16 protein-coding genes are annotated in these 19165 nt (G+C 65.8%); 14 read left to right on the plus strand and 2 right to left on the minus strand.

Annotated features, from left to right (window positions below):
• Positions 1-102 precede the first annotated feature (102 nt).
• The 10 genes from kdgD (at position 103) to AC3WJE_RS04495 (ending at position 12532) form a co-directional block, all read left to right on the plus strand.
• A complete protein-coding gene (kdgD, locus tag AC3WJE_RS04450) occupies positions 103-1017 on the plus strand; it encodes a 5-dehydro-4-deoxyglucarate dehydratase (protein WP_493729571.1) in 915 nt (304 codons plus the stop codon).
• A complete protein-coding gene (locus AC3WJE_RS04455) occupies positions 1017-2600 on the plus strand; it encodes an aldehyde dehydrogenase (NADP(+)) (RefSeq protein ID WP_493729572.1) in 1584 nt (527 codons plus the stop codon). The genes kdgD and AC3WJE_RS04455 overlap by 1 nt, the downstream gene beginning before the upstream one ends.
• 159 nt (positions 2601-2759) lie before the next feature.
• Positions 2760-3959 carry an OprO/OprP family phosphate-selective porin gene (locus AC3WJE_RS04460; RefSeq protein WP_493729573.1) on the plus strand — a complete coding sequence of 400 codons (1200 nt, stop codon included), beginning with the start codon at positions 2760-2762 and terminating at the stop codon, positions 3957-3959.
• Positions 3960-3979: 20 nt separating this feature from the next.
• Entirely contained in the window at positions 3980-5338 is a 1359-nt protein-coding gene (locus AC3WJE_RS04465; protein ID WP_493729574.1) for an MFS transporter, read from the plus strand.
• Between the two features lie 27 nt (positions 5339-5365).
• The gene (gene garD / locus AC3WJE_RS04470) at positions 5366-6913 is read left to right on the plus strand and encodes a galactarate dehydratase (RefSeq protein ID WP_493729575.1); all 1548 of its coding nucleotides are present in this window, start codon (positions 5366-5368) and stop codon (positions 6911-6913) included.
• A 97-nt stretch (positions 6914-7010) separates the two neighbouring features.
• The gene (locus AC3WJE_RS04475) at positions 7011-7394 is read left to right on the plus strand and encodes a RidA family protein (protein WP_493729576.1); all 384 of its coding nucleotides are present in this window, start codon (positions 7011-7013) and stop codon (positions 7392-7394) included.
• Between the two features lie 43 nt (positions 7395-7437).
• A complete protein-coding gene (gene recG, locus AC3WJE_RS04480; RefSeq protein ID WP_493729624.1) occupies positions 7438-9552 on the plus strand; it encodes an ATP-dependent DNA helicase RecG in 2115 nt (704 codons plus the stop codon).
• Between the two features lie 161 nt (positions 9553-9713).
• A complete protein-coding gene (locus tag AC3WJE_RS04485; RefSeq protein ID WP_493729577.1) occupies positions 9714-10652 on the plus strand; it encodes a nucleoside hydrolase in 939 nt (312 codons plus the stop codon).
• Positions 10653-10727: 75 nt separating this feature from the next.
• Complete coding sequence (locus AC3WJE_RS04490; protein WP_493729578.1) at positions 10728-10970, plus strand: type B 50S ribosomal protein L31; 243 nt, start codon at positions 10728-10730, stop codon at positions 10968-10970.
• 275 nt (positions 10971-11245) lie between these two features.
• The gene (locus AC3WJE_RS04495; RefSeq protein WP_493729579.1) at positions 11246-12532 is read left to right on the plus strand and encodes a citrate synthase; all 1287 of its coding nucleotides are present in this window, start codon (positions 11246-11248) and stop codon (positions 12530-12532) included.
• 52 nt (positions 12533-12584) lie between these two features.
• On the opposite strand, the gene AC3WJE_RS04500 is transcribed toward AC3WJE_RS04495, so the two are convergent.
• Positions 12585-13250: a hypothetical protein gene (locus AC3WJE_RS04500; protein WP_493729580.1), complete on the minus strand. Its 666-nt coding sequence runs from the start codon at positions 13248-13250 to the stop codon at positions 12585-12587.
• A gap of 295 nt (positions 13251-13545) precedes the next feature.
• On the minus strand, positions 13546-15966 hold the full coding sequence (locus AC3WJE_RS04505; protein ID WP_493729581.1) for a penicillin-binding protein 1A: 2421 nt from the start codon (positions 15964-15966) through the stop codon (positions 13546-13548).
• A gap of 214 nt (positions 15967-16180) precedes the next feature.
• On the opposite strand from AC3WJE_RS04505, the gene AC3WJE_RS04510 reads away from it, so the two are divergent.
• Genes AC3WJE_RS04510 through AC3WJE_RS04525 form a run of 4 tightly spaced genes read left to right on the plus strand, consistent with a single transcriptional unit; the run spans position 16181 to position 19154 of the window.
• Positions 16181-17239 carry a pilus assembly protein PilM gene (locus AC3WJE_RS04510; protein ID WP_493729582.1) on the plus strand — a complete coding sequence of 353 codons (1059 nt, stop codon included), beginning with the start codon at positions 16181-16183 and terminating at the stop codon, positions 17237-17239.
• The gene (locus AC3WJE_RS04515) at positions 17239-17904 is read left to right on the plus strand and encodes a PilN domain-containing protein (protein ID WP_493729583.1); all 666 of its coding nucleotides are present in this window, start codon (positions 17239-17241) and stop codon (positions 17902-17904) included. Before AC3WJE_RS04510 ends, AC3WJE_RS04515 begins: the two co-directional genes overlap by 1 nt.
• Positions 17901-18566 carry a type IV pilus inner membrane component PilO gene (locus AC3WJE_RS04520; RefSeq protein ID WP_493729584.1) on the plus strand — a complete coding sequence of 222 codons (666 nt, stop codon included), beginning with the start codon at positions 17901-17903 and terminating at the stop codon, positions 18564-18566. Before AC3WJE_RS04515 ends, AC3WJE_RS04520 begins: the two co-directional genes overlap by 4 nt.
• Before the next feature lie 3 nt (positions 18567-18569).
• Positions 18570-19154 (plus strand): pilus assembly protein PilP, encoded by a 585-nt coding sequence (locus AC3WJE_RS04525; protein WP_493729585.1) that lies wholly within the window; start codon positions 18570-18572, stop codon positions 19152-19154.
• Positions 19155-19165: the final 11 nt, after the last annotated feature.

The raw sequence follows: 19165 nt of genomic DNA on the forward strand, positions 1-19165 counted from the left end.
TGATCCAGTTAGGGTATCAATCGATTCGACCTTTGGCTTGGACTTGCATGGATCGGCGTTCCTAGCATCGCTCCGTCTTCACACCGACGGCCTTCAGCCCCCATGAGCAAGTACACCCCCACGGAAGTGGCCAAGGCGCTCGGCGCCGGATTGCTTTCCTTCCCGGTCACCCATTTCGACGCGCAGTTCGCTTTCGACGAGGCCGCCTATCGCAGCAACCTGGGTTGGCTGGCCTCGCATCCGGCCTCGGGCCTGTTCGCCGCGGGCGGTACCGGCGAGCTGTTCTCGCTGTCGCTGTCGGAGGTTGATCGGGTGGTGCGCGCCGCGGTCGAAGAGACCGCCGGGCGCATGCCGGTGATCGCCCCGGCCGGCTATGGCACCGCGATCGCGGTCGAGATGGCGCAGGCCGCCGAGCGCAATGGTGCCGACGGCATCCTGCTGTTCCCGCCCTACCTGACCGAGTGCGACGCCGCCGGCGTGGCCGACCACGTCGAGCGCGTCTGCAAGGCGACCTCGCTGGGCGTGATCGTCTACGGCCGCGCCAACGGCAAGCTCGACGACGTCGCGCTGGCACGTGTGGCCGAGCGTTGCCCGAATCTGGTCGGTTACAAGGACGGCGTCGGCGATGTCGATCGCATGACCCGCATCTATGCACGTCTCGGCGACCGCCTGCTGTACGTGGGGGGACTGCCGACCGCCGAAACCTTCGCGCTGCCGTATCTGGAAATGGGTGTCACCACCTACTCTTCGGCGATCTTCAACTTCCTGCCGGAGTGGGCGCTTGAGTTCTACGCAGCGGTGCGCGCGCGCGACCATGCCCATATCTACCGCGAGCTCAACGATTTCGTGTTGCCGTACACGCTGATCCGCAACCGGCGCGCTGGCTACGCGGTGTCGATCGTCAAGGCCGGCATGCGCGCGGTCGGGCGTCCGGCCGGGCCGGTGCGTTCGCCGCTGAGCGATCTCAATGACGAGGAATTCGCCCAGCTCAAGCGGTTGATCGGAGACCGCCGCTGATGGCAGCGCTCACCGGCGGCATGCGGATTGGCGGCGAGAGCGTGATCGGAACGGAAGGCGTGTTCCGCGCGATTTATCCTTCCACCGGCGTCGAATTGGAGCCGGCTTTCGGCCTGGCGACGCATGCCGATCTGGAGCGTGCCTGCGCACTGGCCGCGGCGGCGTTCGACGGCTATCGCGAAACTTCGTTGCAGGTACGTGCGGGCTTCCTCGATACCATCGCCGAGAAGATCCTGGCGCTGGGTGATGAGCTGATCGTGCGTGCCATGGCCGAGACTGGTCTACCGCGTGCACGTCTGGAAGGCGAGCGTGGACGCACCGTCGGCCAGTTGCGGCTGTTCGCGGCGGTGGTACGCGAGGGCAGTTGGCTGGAGGCGTGTATCGATCCGGCATTGCCCGAGCGCACGCCGTTGCCACGCAGCGACCTGCGTCAGCGGCATATCGCGCTCGGTCCGGTGGCGGTGTTCGGCGCCAGCAATTTCCCGCTGGCGTTCTCGGTGGCCGGTGGCGATACCGCTTCGGCGCTGGCGGCGGGTTGTCCGGTGGTGGTCAAGGCGCACAACGCGCATCCGGGTACGTCCGAACTGGTTGCGCAGGCGATCGCCGAGGCGGTGCAGGACTGTGGTCTGCCGGCCGGTGTGTTCTCGCTGCTGTTCGGTGCGGGCAATGCCATCGGCGGCGCGCTGGTGGCCGATCCGCGCATCAAGGCGGTGGGCTTCACCGGTTCGCGCGCTGGCGGCATGGCGCTGATGAAGATCGCGGGTGAACGCCGTGAGCCGATCCCGGTGTATGCCGAGATGAGCGCGATCAATCCGGTCTATCTGCTGCCACAGGCGTTGCAGGCACGTGCCGAAGCGCTGGGCAAGGCATTCGTCGGCTCGCTGACGATGGGTTCGGGCCAGTTCTGCACCAATCCGGGTGTGCTGCTGGCAATCGATTCGCCGGCGCTGGATACGTTCGTGACCACGGCAGTGGACGCGCTGAAGGCTTCGGCCGCCAGTGTGATGCTGACGCCGGGCATCGCCAACGCTTACGCGCAGGGCGTATCGGTGCTGGCCGGGCACGATCAGGTGCAGACGCTGGCGCGTGGTCTGCCGGCCGAGGGCCCGAATCGCTGCGAGGCGGCGTGGTTCTCCACCAGCGCGGAAGCATTCCTCGCTGACGAGGCGCTGCAGGCCGAAGTATTCGGCGCGTCGTCGCTGCTGATCCGCTGCAAGGATCAGGCGCAGTTGCTGGCGCTGAGCGAACACCTTGAGGGCCAACTCACCGCAACGCTGCAGATGGATGCCGGCGACACCGAACTGGCGCGTGCGCTGCTGCCGATACTCGAACGCAAGGCCGGGCGCATCCTCGTCAACGGCTGGCCGACCGGCGTGGAGGTCTGCCACGCGATGGTGCACGGCGGTCCGTATCCGGCCACATCCGACGGCCGTACCACCTCGGTGGGCACGTTGGCGATCCGGCGTTTCCTGCGCCCGGTCTGTTACCAGGATCTGCCACCCGACCTGCTTCCCGACGCGCTTGCCGACGGCAATCCGCTGGGCATCTGGCGCCGCATCGACGGCGTGCTTCGCACCGACTGACCGCATCACCGGTGCGCACGCCGACAACGACGTGCGCACGGATCGCGGCAGGAGGCCGCCACACAACACCGACATGCCGCTCGGGAGGGCCGTGCGGCATGCCGGATACACCAACCAACATCGGCGCTGCCTGGATCGGCGTCAGGAGAGGGGATGATGATGGACAAGACACACCATTCGCGGCGGCGTGCGCAGGTCTGGACGCTGACGGCGGCACTGTTGGCGGCCAGCGCTTCGGCACAGGCGAGCGACGTCAAGCTCGACAGCGATGGCTTCAACGCCGCGTCCGACGATGGCCGCTATACCTTCGGCATTCACGGCCGCGTGCAGTTCGATGGCGCCGGGTTCGACAACGACGACCGCGGTACCGACAACATTGGCGGTACCGAGCTGCGCCGGGTACGCCTGGCGATCTCGGGCAAGCTCGACGACTGGAGCTACATCGCCGACTTCGATTTCGCCGGCGGCGAGATCACCGGCCAGACCGTGATGATTTCGCACGCGTTCGGTCCCGGCGTCTGGAGCATTGGCCAGATCAAGCCGTTCTTCTCGCTGGAATACACCACCGACGACTTGTGGGTGTCGATGCAGGAGCGCTCCTGGATCAGCGACGTGATGGCGCCGGGCTATCGCTATGGCACGCAATGGGTCGGCAATACCGAGCACTGGGTGTACGGCGTGAACCTCTACAACCAGGCCAACATGGACAGTGATCGCAACGACGGTCTTGGCGCGTCCGGGCGCGTGGTGTGGTTGCCGCTGGATCGCGAATCCGGCGTGCTGCACCTGGGCGCCGACGTGGGGCGCGACCAGATCGGCAGGGGACCGGATGATGTGTACACCGGCACCAGCGCCTCGGTGCGTGCGGCCGGTCATCTGTCCGATCAGTCGCGCTTCACGCTTGTGAAGCTCAGTGATGGTCGCGAGGTGGACATCAACAAGTACGTCGGTGAGTTCGCCTATTCACGCGGCCCGTTCTACGTGCAGTCCGAATACGGCAAGTCGCATTACGACGATGGCGCGCAGGATGCCGATCTGACCACCGGTTATGCGATCGTCGGTTGGTTCATTACTGGCCAGACGCGTGGCTACGACCGCAGGAAGGCGCGTTTCACCCGTCCGGACGGCATCGGTGCCGGCGGCGCTTGGGAGCTGGCACTGCGCTACGACATGGCGCATGGCGAGCAGACCGGTCGCGACATCAAGGTCCAGGCCAGCTCGCTGGGCGTCAACTGGTACGCCACGCGTAATGTGCTGTTCCGCCTGGACTACATCCACAGTGAGGCCAAGGATCTGCTGGCCAACACCACGCTGGACAAGACCAATGCCGTCACTGGTCGCGTGCAGATCGCGTTCTGACGCATCATCGGAGCTGACCTATGAATGCCAACACCGATAAGAGAACGCGCGTCCGCCTGTGGATCGTGATGTTCCTGTTCCTCGTCACCACCATCAACTACGCCGATCGGGCGACGCTGTCGATCGCCGGCTCGTCGATGCAGAAAGAGCTGGGCATCACCCCCGAGCAGCTCGGCTTCATCTTCTCGGCATTCGGCTGGGCCTATGTCATCTGCCAGATTCCGGGCGGCTGGCTGCTGGATCGCTTTGGCGCCAAGAAGATCTACGGCTGGGGCATCGCGCTGTGGTCGTTGTTCACCATGCTGCAGGGCGCGATCCACATCCTGCCCGGCGGCATGATGGTGCCGGCGCTGTTCCTGCTGCGCTTTCTGGTGGGCGTGGCCGAGGCGCCGTCGTTCCCCGGCAACAGCCGCATCGCCGCTGCGTGGTTCCCTACCAGGGAACGCGGTTCGGCCTCGGCGTTGTTCAACTCGGCGCAGTATTTCGCCACGGTGATCTTCGCCCCGTTGATGGGCTGGATGGTGGCCACATTCGGCTGGCACCACGTGTTCCTGATCATGGGCGTGATCGGTCTGGCGGTGGCGTTCGTGTGGTCGCGGGTGATCTACAACCCGCGCCAGCATCCACGCGCCAACAAGGCCGAGATCGACTACATCGCCACGGGCGGTGCGCTGGTGGACATGGACAAGCCCGGTGAGAAGAAGGGCGGCCACCAGTGGTTCTACATGAAGCAGCTGCTGGCCAAGCGCATGATGCTGGGCGTGTACCTGGGCCAGTACGGCGTCAACGGCGTGACGTATTTCTTCCTGACCTGGTTCCCGGTGTATCTGGTGCAGGAGCGCGGCATGTCTATCCTCAAGGCCGGTTTCATCGCCTCGTTGCCGGCACTGTGCGGCTTTGCCGGCGGCGTGCTGGGCGGCATCTTCTCCGACTGGCTGCTGCGGCGCGGGCACTCGCTGACGTTCGCGCGCAAGCTGCCGATCGTGCTCGGCATGGGCCTGTCGGCGGTGATCGTGGTCGCCAACTACGTGTCCACCGAGTGGGTGGTGGTGGCGGTGATGGCGCTGGCGTTCTTCGGCAAGGGTGTCGGTGCGCTGGGCTGGGCGGTGGTGTCCGATACTGCGCCCAGGCAGATCATTGGCCTGGCGGGCGGCATCTTCAACATGTTCGGCAACATCGCGTCGATCACCACGCCGATCGTCATCGGTTACCTGGTCGGCAACAGCGGCTCGTTCGAATCGGCGCTGGCGTTCGTCGCGGCCAATGGTGCGCTGGTGGTGATCAGCTATCTGGTCATCGTCGGCAAGATCGAGCGCATCGAGCTGAAGGATCCGCCGCCGACCGATCAGCCGCGCCAGGTGCCCGTCGCCCAGCATTGAGCGAGTTTCATCGCAGGAAGGTAGAGCATGTCCGTCGTTTCCGTTCCCCAGCCCCAGCAGTGGCGTTCGATCCAACTGCGCCAGCAGGACAACGTCGCCGTCGTGGTCAATGACGGCGGCGCCCCGGCCGGTGCCGTGTTCCAGGATGGCGTGGTCGCCATCGAGGCGATCCCGCAGGGCCATAAGCTCGCGCTGGTCGATATCCCCAGCGGCGCCGCCGTGATGCGCTATGCCACGCCGATCGGTTATGCCAACCGCGACATCGCACGCGGCCAGTGGGTGCAGGAGGACATGCTCGACATGCCGGCAGCACCGGAACTGGACGCGCTCGATCTGAGCCTGCATCCGGCACCGGCGGTCGAACCGCTGGAGGGGTACACCTTCCAAGGCTATCGCAACCGTGACGGCAGCGTCGGCACCCGCAACATCCTCGGCATCATGACCAGCGTGCAGTGCGTGGTCGGCGTGCTCGGCCATGCGGTCGAACGGATTCGCGCCGAGTTGCTGCCCAGGTATCCGAACGTGGATGACGTGGTCGCGATCAACCACGTCTACGGCTGCGGCGTGGCGATCACCGCGCCGGAGGCCATCATCCCGATCCGCACCCTGCGCAACATCGGCCGCAACCCGAATTTCGGCGGACAGGCGCTGATCGTCGGCCTGGGCTGCGAAAAGCTGGTGCCGGAGAAACTGCTGCAGGACGACGCCAGTGCCGACGACAGCAGCGTGTACCGCTTGCAGGAAGCGACGCTGGGCTTCCAGGACATGATCAGCTCGATCATGGATCTGGCCGAAGAACGCCTGAAGCATCTGAACGAACGCCGCCGCGAAACCGTGCCGGCGTCCGAGCTGGTGGTCGGCATGCAATGCGGCGGCAGCGACGCCTTCTCCGGCATCACCGCCAATCCCGCGCTCGGCGTGGCCGCCGATCTGCTGGTGCGCGCCGGCGCCACGGTGATGTTTTCCGAGAACACCGAGGTGCGTGACGGCATCCACCTGCTGGTGCCACGCGCGGCTGATGCGGAGGTCGCCAAAGCGCTGGTGCGCGAGATGGACTGGTACGACCGTTATCTGGCACGCGGCGGTGCCGATCGCAGCGCCAACACCACGCCGGGCAACAAGAAGGGCGGGTTGTCCAACATCGTCGAGAAGGCGATGGGCTCGATCGCAAAATCCGGCAGCAGCGCGATTGCCGGCGTGGTCCCGCCGGGCGAACGGGTGAAGGGTCGCGGCCTGCAGTATTGCGCCACGCCCGCCAGCGATTTCGTCTGCGGCACGCTGCAGACCGCCGCCGGCATGAACCTGCACATCTTCACCACCGGGCGCGGCACGCCGTACGGGCTGGGCATGGTGCCGGTGATCAAGGTCGCCACCCGCAGTGAACTGGCCCGGCGCTGGTCGGATCTGATGGACATCGACGCAGGCGTGGTCGCGACCGGCGAGAAGAGCCTGGAGCAACTGGGCTGGGACATCTTCCACAACTATCTGGAGGTCGCCAGCGGCCAGCGCACCTGGGCCGAGAAGCATCACCTGCACAACGATCTGGCGCTGTTCAATCCCGCGCCGATCACCTGAGCGATATCGCATCCGGCCAATCGATGGCCGGATGCCAGCTCTGCAATGCCGTGGCCCGATACAATGTGCGCTCGTTTTCAGCGCCCACGGAGTCGCCATGTCCCGCCAGATCATCCACACCGACCAGGCTCCCGCCGCGATCGGCCCGTACTCGCAGGCCGTGCGTGCCGGCAACACGGTGTACTTCTCCGGCCAGATCCCGCTCGACCCTGCCACCGGCGAGATCGTGCCCGGCGACATCGGCGCGCAGGCGCGTCGCGCGTTCGACAACCTCAAGGCCGTGGCCGAAGCCGCGGGCGGCTCGCTCGACCGGATCGTGCGCCTGGGCCTGTATCTCACCGACCTGAGCCAGTTCGCCGCAGTCAACGCGGTGATGCAGGAATACTTCCAGGCGCCGTTCCCGGCCCGCTCGACCATCGAGGTGTCGGGGCTGCCGAAGGGCGCCGGCTTCGAGGTCGATGCGGTGATGGTGCTCGACTGATCCAGGATCACGCCTGGCCGTGCCGCGCGCATCCTCGCCAAGCCTGACCGCAGCCGGTGATGCGCCGCTGACGGTGCTGCCCGGTGTCGGCGCAAAGGTCGCCGAGAAGCTCGCCGCGCGCGGCATCCTCACCTTGCAGGATCTGTGGCTGCACCTGCCGCTGCGCTACGAGGACCGCACCCGGCTCACTCCGATCGCGCAGTTGCAGAGCGGGGTGCCGGCACAGGTGGAAGGCCGGGTGGAAGCGGTCGAGCGCGGCTTCCGCTACCGGCCGATGCTGCGGGTCGCGCTCGGTGACGACTCGCATTCGACCCTGGTGCTGCGCTTCTTCCACTTTCGTGCCGCCCAGGTCTCGCAGTTCTATCCCGGCGCGCGCATCCGCGCGTTCGGCACGCCCAAGCCCGGCCAGCACGGCTGGGAGATCGTGCATCCGTCCTACCGCGTGCTCGGCAGCGATGAGCAGGCCGATCTGGGCGAATCGCTCGATCCGGTCTATCCCACCATCGAAGGCATCGGCCCGGCCAGCCTGCGCAAGCTGATCGGCATGGCGCTGGAGCGTCTGCCCGACAGCGCCGCGCTCGAACTGCTGCCGCCCGACTGGTTGGCCCGTCAACAACTGCCGCCGTTGCGCGACGCGCTGCTGACCATGCATCGCCCGCCGCTGGGCAGCGATACCCGCGCGCTGCTGGCCGGCACGCATCCAGCGCAGCAACGGTTGGCGATCGAAGAATTGCTCGCGCATCAGCTCAGCCTGCGCCGCCAGCGCATCGCCATGCAGCAGCATGCTGCCTCTGCGCTGGATGGCCGTGGCGTGCTGGTACGCAAGCTGTTGCGCGCACTGCCGTTCAAGCTGACCGGCGCGCAGCAGCGTGTGTTCGAACAGATCCGCACCGACCTGACCCGGCCGTCGCCGATGTTGCGACTGGTGCAGGGCGATGTCGGCAGCGGCAAGACCGTGGTCGCCGCGCTGGCGGCGATGCTGGCGGTGGAGAAGCGCAAGCAGGTCGCACTCGCCGCGCCGACCGAGCTGCTGGCTGAGCAGCACCTCGCCAACCTGCGCGGCTGGCTCGAACCGCTGGGCGTGCGCGTGGCTTGGCTGGCCGGCAAGGTCACTGGCAAGGCGCGTGCCGCGGTACTCGCGCAGGTAGCCTCGGGCGAGGCGCAGGTGGTGGTCGGCACCCACGCGTTGATGCAGGACACGGTGGTGTTCGATGATCTGGCGCTGGCGATCATCGATGAGCAGCATCGCTTCGGCGTACACCAACGCCTCGCGTTGCGCGACAAGGGCGCCGCGACCGGGCGCGTGCCACATCAACTGGTGATGACCGCCACCCCAATCCCACGCACGCTGGCGATGTCGGCCTACGCCGATCTGGATGTGTCCGCGATCGACGAACTACCACCCGGCCGCACCCCGGTGCAGACCCTGGTACTCAGTGCCGAACGTCGCCCCGAACTGGTCGAGCGCATCCGCGCCGCCTGCGCGGAAGGCCGGCAGGTCTATTGGGTCTGCACATTGATCGAAGAAAGCGAAGAGGACGGTACGCCAGGGCAGGGCGCGGGCAACCGCATCGAGGCGCAGGCCGCCCAGGCCACCTATGAAGCGCTGTCTGCGCAATTGCCCGGCCTGAAAGTCGGCCTCGTGCACGGACGTCTGAAGGCGGCTGAAAAACAGCAGGTGATGCAGGCGTTCAAGCAAGGCGAGATCGGCCTGCTGGTCGCCACCACCGTGATCGAAGTCGGCGTCGATGTACCGAACGCTTCGTTGATGGTGATCGAGAACGCCGAACGTCTCGGCCTGGCGCAGTTGCATCAGCTGCGCGGCCGGGTTGGACGCGGTGCCACCGCATCGAGCTGCGTGCTGCTCTATCAGTCGCCGTTGTCGGCGATGGCGCGGCAGCGACTGGAAACCATGCGTCAGACCAATGACGGTTTCGTGATCGCCGAAAAAGATCTCGAACTGCGCGGTCCCGGCGAACTGCTCGGCACGCGCCAGACCGGTCTGGCCAGTTTCCGCGTCGCCGATCTGGCCCGCGACGCGGTACTGCTGCCGCGTGTTCAGCGCCTCGCCGAGGCGTTGTTGCAGGATCGCCCGGACATTGCCGATCGGCTGGTCGCACGCTGGATCGGCGGCGCGGTGCGCTACGCGGCTGCATAGCGCCGGATGCATGGTAGAGCCGAGCTTGCTCGGCTGAGGCTCCACCGGTAACGCCAAGCCGAGCAAACTCGGCATCTACGATGCGGCGCAGTGGGCACGCTTCCGTTGTCACGGCAGCGGTGCGAGACTCGGCGACCAAATCGAAAGAAGCGAAGAGCGGTATGACCCAGAAGATCCCGTTGTTGATCGACACCGATCCCGGTGTGGACGACGCCCTGGCCCTGCTGATGGCCTTCAACGATCCGCGCCACGACGTGATCGGGCTGACCATCGCCGCCGGCAACGTCGGCCTGGATCACACCGTGCGCAACGCGCTGAAATTGTGCGAAGTGGCTGGACGCGAGGACGTGCCGGTATTTGCCGGCTGCCCGGATCCGCTGGTGCATCCGTCGGTGGACGCCGCCCACGTGCACGGCGTGGACGGCTTCGGCGATGTCGGCTTCGAGCCCGCCAGGCGCCAGGCCGAGGCCGAACATGCGGCCCTGGCGATCCTGCGCCTGTCGCACGAACATGCCGGCGAACTGCTGTTCGTCGCACTGGGCCCGCTGACCAACGTCGCGCTGGCGCTGAAGCTCGACCCGACCCTGCCGCAGCGGATCAAGCGCTTCGTGGTGATGGGCGGGGCGATCACCGGCCACGGCAACATCACCCCGGCGGCGGAATTCAACATCGCCTTCGACCCGGAAGCGGCGCACATCGTGTTCAGCGCCTTCCCGCATCTGGAACTGGCCGATTGGGAAGCCACCATCGCCCATGGCCTGCCGCACAGCGAGGTCGGGCCGTGGCTGGCCGCACCGTCGGCGCGAGCCCGCTTCTACGAGGAAATCTCGCGCAAGACCCGGCTCTGGTCGGAAGACAGCCGCGGCGAGTACTGGTACGCCGCCGACGCGCTGGCAATGGCATATGCGCTTGAGCCGGAAGGGGCGACGCGGCTGGAACAGCGCCCGGTCGTGATCGAGCTGGCCGGCCGCTTCACCCGCGGTGTCACCGTGGTGGACTGGAACCGCCAGGACGGCGCGCCGGACAACGCCACCCTGCTGATCGGCTACGACCAGGCGCGCTTCCAGGGCCTTGTGAAGGCCGCACTTCTAGCCGACTGAACCGGAGGCTTGCACGGGGTTGCCGGGGTGGATATAATGCCGCTCTTGTCCAGCTGCCCCTAACGGTGTGAGCCCATGAAGGCCGACATCCATCCGAATTACCGTGACGTCGTCTTTCACGATGTGACCTCCGATTTCAAGATCCTGAGCCGTTCCACGATGGCGACCAAGGAAACCATCAAGTGGGAAGACGGTACCGAGTACCCGCTGATCAAGGTTGAAATCTCCTCGGCTTCGCACCCGTTCTATACGGGCAAGCACAAGGTGATCGATACCGGCGGCCGCATCGACAAGTTCCAGAAGCGCTACGCGCGCTGATCGTCGACGCCAAGTTTGCCAGCGACGGCCGCGCCCAGCGCGGCCGTCGCTTTTTGCGTTTCTGCGTGTACTGCGCGTCGGGTAATTCCGGCGCTGGTGCAACGCTGCGTCGCGGGCGCGGATCGGCGTCTACGACTTCCGTCCAAGCGACGGGAAAAATGTTGCTGTGCGATAATGGCGGAATCCAATGGGCCCCGTATGGAGCCCTTAGGATGTCCATAACGTACCTGTCCACTCGCAAGGGGCAGGTGCCTTTCCATTGAGGAGCGCACACTGTGTCCGATCTTGATCAGGTCACGCTCAACGCCGGCGACAAGTCGGTCGTTCTGCCGGTTCTGAAGCCCACCCTGGGCAATGATTGCGTCGACATCTCCAAGCTGACCAAGGAAACCGGTCTTTTCACCTACGACTCGGGTTTCACTGCCACCGCCAGCTGCAAGTCGGCCATCACTTACATCGACGGCGACAACGGCGTGCTGTTGTACCGCGGCTACCCGATCGAGCAGCTTGCTCAACACTCCAGCTTCCTGGAAGTGTCGTATCTGCTGATGAATGGCGAACTGCCGAACAAGGACGAGTTCTCCAAGTTCGAGCATGAAGTGACGCATCACACGATGATGCATGAGTCGCTGAAGGCGTTCCTCAAGGGTTTCCACTACGATGCGCATCCGATGGCCATGCTGGCCGCCTCGGTCGCCTCGCTGTCGGCGTTCTATCACGACAATCTCGACCTGGACGATCCGGAGCAGCGCCGTCAGGCCGGTATCCGCCTGATCGCCAAGGTGCCGACCCTGGCCGCTGCCGCCTACCGCTATTCGATCGGCCAGCCGATCCGGTATCCGCGCAATAACCTCGAGTATGTCGATCGCTTCCTGCACATGATGTTCGAGGTGCCGAGCGAGCCGCTGCAGCTGAACCCGGTCGTGGCCAAGGCCATGGACCTGTTGTTCATCCTGCATGCCGATCACGAGCAGAACGCCTCGACCTCGACGGTGCGTCTGGTCGGTTCGACCGGTGCCAACCCGTACGCTTCGGTCGCTGCCGGCATCACCGCGCTGTGGGGCCCCGCACACGGCGGCGCCAACGAGGCGGTGCTGAAGATGCTGGAGGAGATCGGCGACGCCAAGAACGTCGAGTCCGCCATCGCCAAGGCCAAGGACAAGAATTCGTCCTTCCGCCTGATGGGCTTCGGCCATCGCGTCTACAAGAACTTCGACCCGCGCGCCAAGATCATCCGCGAGATGACCCACAAGGTGCTGGGCGAACTGGGCGTCAACGATCCGCTGCTGGAAGTGGCGCTGAAGCTGGAAGAGGCCGCGCTGAAGGACGACTACTTCGTGCAGCGCAAGCTGTACCCGAACGTCGACTTCTACTCGGGCATCATCTACAAGGCGCTCAACATTCCGGTCGAGATGTTCACCGTGATGTTCGCGATTGCCCGCACCACCGGCTGGGTTTCGCACTGGCTGGAGCAGCAGGTCGATCCGGAACTGAAGATCGGCCGTCCGCGCCAGATCTACACCGGCTACGACCAGCGCGATTACACCGCCGCCAAGCGCTGAGCCTGGCGAGCGTGTGTCGACAGAAGCCCCGCATCTGCGGGGCTTCTGCTTTTCAGCGTGCCGCGAATGCCTGCCCGGTGCCGAAGAAGCTGTCGATGTCCTGTTCGGCCAGCAGGTTGCGCAACTGCGCCGCCGAGGCGCGCTGCATGGGGCGTTCGTCCAGTTGCGAGAGCGGCGCCTGGCGCAGGGCGAGGCGCGGCAGCACCGCCAGATCGAAGGTCAGCTCTTCGGCGCTGAACAACCACACCGGGACATCGGCGATGCGCTCCTGGTCCATCCGCAGGCGCCGCGTGCGCGTTTCGGTCGGGATGCGGTGTTCTTCCAGGAATATCGGCACGGTTTCCGGATCGTCGCTGTGCAGGTGCAGATGCACGGGCGAGTGGTTGTCGGCAGTGCCGTCGAGCACCGGGCCGACCAGTCGGGGCGAGAACGCGACGAAGAAATCCATCGCGCGCAGCGCCGCCTCGCGGCGCTGGCGCAGCCCCTGCGCGCGGTCGGGCCCGGCGAACAGGCGCTGGTACTCGCGCAGGGCTTCCTCGATCTCGCGGTTACGCGGCAACGAAGCGTCATCGAAGATGCCGAGCCGGCTGGCTGCCTTGAGCTTGGCCTGGTGGTAGTCGCGGATGCCGCCTTCGGCCATCAGCCGGGCGGCTTCGTGGGCGAGGCGGTGACGGCGCTCGCGGGTACGGGTCTCGGCGTGCTTGCGTGCGTGGTGCATGGCCGGCTGCCCTGTCGGAAACCTGTCCCGACTGTACCGCAAGTAGATGGAGAAGCTGTGATTCGGGAGAGGGATTCGTAAGCGCCTGCTTCGGAGAGAAGGCTGTTGTGGGAGGGACTTCAGTCCCGACGGGCTTCACCGGCCAGCTGTCGGGGCTAAAGCCCCTCCCACAAAAATCGAGGCGCAAAGGCCCAAATCAATTGACAGGACATCAGGGCCGGGCAGGCTTTTCCCGAATCCCGAATCCCGAATCCCGAATCCCGAATCCCGAATCCCGAATCCCGAATCCCGGCCATCAAAAGATATCGAACGCCTTCTCGTCGGTCTGCTTGTCCTGCAGCCCATAGTCGTAATCCTGCAGGCGATCCAGGTCCTCGTTCTTCACCCACTCGACCGCGCCGTTGACGGTGGTCTGGGTCATGCCGTCAGGCGGGTTGTTGGTGGCGATCGGCAGATCCTTCAGGGCTACCCGCATGTAGTCGATCCAGATCGGCAGCGCGGCCTTGCCGCCGTACTCGCGGTAACCCAGCGACTGGAAGTCGTCGCGGCCGACCCAGACGGTGGTCACGAACGGGCCACCGAAGCCGGAGAACCATGCGTCGCGGTGGTCGTTGGTGGAGCCGGTCTTGCCGCCCAGATCCTCGCGGCCGAGCACCTTGGCCGCGGTGCCGGTGCCGCGCTGGACCACGTCGCGCATCATCGACACCAACTGGTAGGCGGTGCGCTCGTCGATCGCGCGTGGGGCGATCTTGGCATCGGCCGCAGGTGCGGCGGCGACTTCGGCGGCCGGCTTCTTATCCGTCGCCGGCGCGGCGGGCGGGGCGACGGCGCCGAAGTTGAAGCCGTCCACGACCTGGCTCACCGGTGCGACCTGGTCGCCCTGCAGGGCGCAGGTGCGGCAGGCGACGGCGGGGTTCTCCTTGAAGAGCACATTGCCGTCGCGGTCCTTGACCTCGTCGATCACCCAGGTGTTCACCCGCGAGCCGCCGTTGGCGAACACCGCATAGCCGCGCGCCACCGACAGCGGCGTGAGCGAGGCGGTGCCCAGCGACATCGACAGGTTCGGCGGCAGCTCGGCCTCGTCGAAGCCGAACTGGCTGATGTACTTACGGGCGAAGTCCACGCCGATCGCGTCGAGCAGGCGGACCGACACCAGGTTGCGTGATTGCACCAGCGCCTCGCGCAGGCGCATCGGGCCCTTGAATTCGCCGTCGTCGTTCTTCGGCGACCAGGTCTGGCCACGGCGGTCGCGGAACACCACCGGGGCGTCGAGCACGATCGAGGCCGGGTTGAAGCCCTTCTCGAACGCTGCCGCATACAGGAACGGCTTGAAGCTCGAGCCCGGCTGGCGGCGCGCCTGGGTGGCGCGGTTGAACTTGTTGCCGGCGTAGCTGAAGCCGCCGACCATCGCCTTCAGGGCGCCGGTGTTGGCGTCCAGCGAGACCAGGGCGCCCTGACCACGTGGTATCTGGTCGATGGTCCACTCGTCCTGCTTCTCGCCGGCACGGATCCGGGTCAGGTCGCCGCGTTTGAGCAGGCTGGCGGCGGTCTTGTTGGCCCAGCGGGTGGCGGAGGCGGGCAGCGTCAGCTCGGACTTGTCATGGCGAACCACGGTGACGCCGCCATCCGGGTTGGTGCGTGCCACCACGACCGGAATCAGCCCGCCCTGGGTGACCACGCCGGCCAGGTGCGCGGCCAGCGCGGCGGCGTCGGCATCGGCCGGTACCTCGAAATGCTGTTCGACGCCATGCCAGCCGTGGCGGTGGTCGTACAGCATCAGGCCGTCGCGGACCGCGGCGTCGGCCGCGGTCTGCATCGTCGCATCGATGGTGGTGGTGACGTGGTAGCCCTTGTTGAGCACGTCGCCGCCGTAGCGGGCGATCATCTCCTGGCGTACCAGCTCGGCCATGTAAGGGGCATAGACCTGCACCGGCGGCTCGTGCGGCGTGGCGTGCATCGGCACGGCCTTGGCGGCGTCGGCTTCGGACTGGCTGACAAAGCCCAGGTCGGCCATGCGTTGCAGCACGTAGTAGTCACGGCGTTCGCGGGCGCGCTCGGGATTGCTGATCGGGTTGCCGCTGGAGGGGAACTTGGGGATGCCGGCCAGCGAGGCCATCTCGTCCAGGCTCAGCTCGCCCAGCTTCTTGCCGTAGTAGTACTCGGCCGCAGCGGCCACGCCATAGGCGCGGTTGCCGAAGAAGCTCTTGTTGAGGTACAGCTCGAAGATCTCGTCCTTGCTCAGCTCGGCCTCGATCTTGCGCGCCAGCAGGATCTCGGCCAGCTTGCGGGTGTAGCTGTACTGGGAGCTGAGGAAGAACTGGCGGGCCACCTGCTGGGTGATGGTCGAGCCGCCGGGCACGCGCTTGGCGTCGGTGGTGGCCAGCAGCCAGACCGCGCGCGCGATGCCCTTGTAGTCCACGCCGCCGTGCTCGTAGAAACGGGCATCCTCGGTGGCCAGGAACGCCTGCTTCAGGCGCTCGGGGACGTCCTTCATCTGGATCGGGTAGCGCCGGGTCTCGCCATAGACCGCCATCAGCCGGCCGTCGCTGGCGTAGACGTACATCGGCTCCTGCAGTTCGACCTGCTTGAGCGACTGGACGTCCGGCAGCTTGGATGAAATGGCGTAGTAGACGCCTGCGGCGGCCAGGCCGCCGAGCAGCGCAAGCACGACAAACGCGGCCAGGATCCAGCCCAGCCAACGACGGACACGGGGCATCAAGACAGATTCCGATTGCAGATTTCGTAGCCGCAGAGTATAGATTACGGGAGGTCTGGCTGGGGCCGGGCTTGGGGATTGCAGTTGGAAACCACTGGGGTCGTGTGATGGCCTTCCCGGCTTTCATGCGAGGTGGTTGCCAATTGAAAAAAAACGATTATTAATGCCAGGGCGCAAGAAGCACATCTAAGTGCCCGTCGGCAGGGGAGTTTCCGTGGGGCTTATTCCCAAGAGTCAGGCGCCGCTCGTCGGCGTCGATATCAGTTCGAGTGCGGTAAAGCTGCTGCAGCTTTCCCGGAGTGGCAACCGTTTCCGCGTGGAACACTACGCGGTCGAGCCGCTGCCGCCGAATGCTGTGGTCGAGAAGAACATCGTCGAGGTCGAGGCGGTCGGCGAAGCCATTCGTCGGGCGTTGAACCGGTCCGGGTCCAAGGCCAAGTTTGCCGCGGCCGCGGTGGCCGGGTCGGCGGTGATCACCAAGTTGATCCCGATGCCGGCCGAGCTGGACGACAACGATCTGGAAGCCCAGGTCGAGCTCGAGGCGACCAACTACATCCCGTACCCGATCGAGGAAGTGAACCTCGACTTCGAGGTGCTGGGGCCGATTCCCAACAATCCCGAGATGGTGCAGGTGCTGCTGGCGGCCTCGCGCTCGGAGAACGTCGAGCTGCGCCAGTCCGCGCTGGAGCTGGGCGGGTTGACGGCCAAGGTGATGGACGTGGAGGCCTTCGCGGTCGAGAACGCCTTCGCGCTGGTCGCCAGCGAGCTGCCGGTGGCACAGGACGCGGTCGTGGCGCTGGTCGATATCGGCGCCACCATGACCACGCTCAACGTGCTGCGGTCGGGGCGCAGCCTGTACAGCCGCGAACAGGTGTTCGGCGGCAAGCAGCTGACCGATGAGGTGATGCGCCGCTACGGGCTGACCTACGAGGAGGCGGGACTGGCCAAGCGCCAGGGCGGTCTGCCCGAGAGCTACGAGATCGAGGTGCTGGAGCCGTTCAAGGAGGCGACGGTGCAGCAGATCAGCCGGTTGCTGCAGTTCTTCTATGCCGGCAGCGAGTTCAACCGGGTCGACCACATCGTGCTGGCCGGGGGGTGCGCCGCGCTGGCGGGTCTGCCGGAGATGGTGGAAGAACAACTGGGCGTGGCGACCACGGTCGCCAATCCGCTGGCACAGATGACGCTGGGGCCGAAGGTCCAGGCGCAGGCGCTGGCGCTGGACGCCCCGGCGTTGATGATCGCCACCGGTCTGGCACTGAGGAGCTTTGACTGATGGCACGCATCAATCTGTTGCCCTGGCGCGCCGAGCGCCGCAAGCAGCGCGAGCGCGAGTTCTACTCGATGCTGGGTTTCGCGGCGCTGGCCGGCGTGCTGCTCTCGGTGTTGATCTGGTTCTACTACGACCAGCAGATCAGCGGCCAGAACACCCGTAATGCCTACCTGACCGCCGAGATCGACAAGGTCAAGGCGCAGAACAAGGAAATCGACGAGCTCGACAAGAAGCGCGACCGCCTGCTGGCGCGCAAGCGGGTGATCGAGGAACTGCAGGCCAACCGTTCGCAGATGGTGCATCTGTTCGATTCGCTGGTACGCACGATTCCCGACGGCGTGGTGCTGACGGCGGTCAAGCAGGAAGGCGACATCCTGACCCTGGAGGGCCGTTCGCAATCCAATGCGCGGGTCAGCAACTACATGCGCAATCTGGAAGGTTCCGGCTGGATGACCAAGCCTGACCTGTCGATCATCGAGGCGAAGGCGCAGGACAAGCCCGGCAACACCGGACCGGTGCTCGACACCAAGGCGTTGCCATACGTGTTCACGCTGAAGGTTGCGCTGGCCAACCCGAACGACAAGCCCGAGGGCGAAGCCGGGGCCGAACCGAAGAAGGCTGGAAGCGCGCCGGCGGCCAAGCGGCCGCAGCAGGGGGCAAAGTCGTGAGCCAGAAGAAATTCAGCATCAAGGATCTCGATTTCAACAACCTCGGCGGTTGGCCGCAGCCGGCGAAGATCGTCTTCTGCGCGCTGGTCGGGCTGTTCATCGTGGTCCTGGCGTGGTTCGTGCTGATCAAGGACAAGAGCGAGGAGCTCGAAGGCCTTGATCGGAAGGAAACCCAACTGCGTGCCGACTTCGAAAAAGAACAGGGCCGTGCGGTCAACCTGGAGCCGCTGAAGCAGCAACTGGCGCAGATGGAGCAGGTGCTGCAGCAGATGCTGCGCCAGCTGCCCAGCAAGACCGAGATGCCGGACCTGATCATCGACATCTCGCAGACCGCGTTGTCGAGCGGGCTCAACAACGAGCTGTTCCAGCCGGGTCCGGAATCGCCGAAGGAGTTCTACGCCGAGAAGCCGATCGCGCTGCGCATGGTGGGCAGCTACCACCAGTTCGGTGCTTTCGTCAGCGGCGTGGCCTCGCTGCCCCGCGTGGTGATCCTGACCATGCATGACATCAACCTCAAGCCCAAGGACCCCAAGGCCGGCATCACGCCGCGTGGGGCGTTGGAACTGTCCGGCACGGTCAAGACCTACCGCTACCTCGACGACGAGGAGATGGCGGAGCAGGAGAAGGCCGCGGCCGAGGCTGCCAAGAAAAAGAAGGGCTGAGGCATGAGCATGACGTCCTACAAGAAACTTTTTTGTGAGTCCCCCACGAAAGCGACGCACCTCCCTGTGCGCGGAGCCTTTTTTTGCCTCGCTCTGGTGCTGTTGCTGGCCGGGTGCGCACGCGGGGTGACCAGCGCGCCAGGCGATGCGCCGAACCTGGAGCGCTGGGTGGCCGAGGTGCGCGCGCGTCCGGCACCGGCGCTGGAGCCGCTGCCGGTGATGCAGCAGTTCGAGACGTTCGAATACGCCGCGCAGGGCATGCGTGATCCGTTCGCCGATGCCTGGGTCAATCCCGACGGCGGCAACGGCCTGCGTCCGGATCCGAATCGCCGCAAGGAGCCGCTTGAGGCCTTCCCGCTGGACAGCCTGAACATGGTGGGCACCATCGGCACCGGTCCGGGGCAGGTGGCGTTGGTGATGGCGCCAGACAAGGTGACCTACCGGGTCCGGCCCGGTATCTACATGGGGCAGAGCGATGGGCGCGTGACCGGGGTGTCCGACGGCCACATCGAGCTGATTGAACTGGTGCCGGATGGTGCGGGCGGTTGGCTTGAAAGGCCAGCTTCGATCGCGCTCGATGATCAATGATTGATAGGGGA

The organism is Pseudomonas sp. GW821-FHT07E12, from assembly GCF_058986605.1.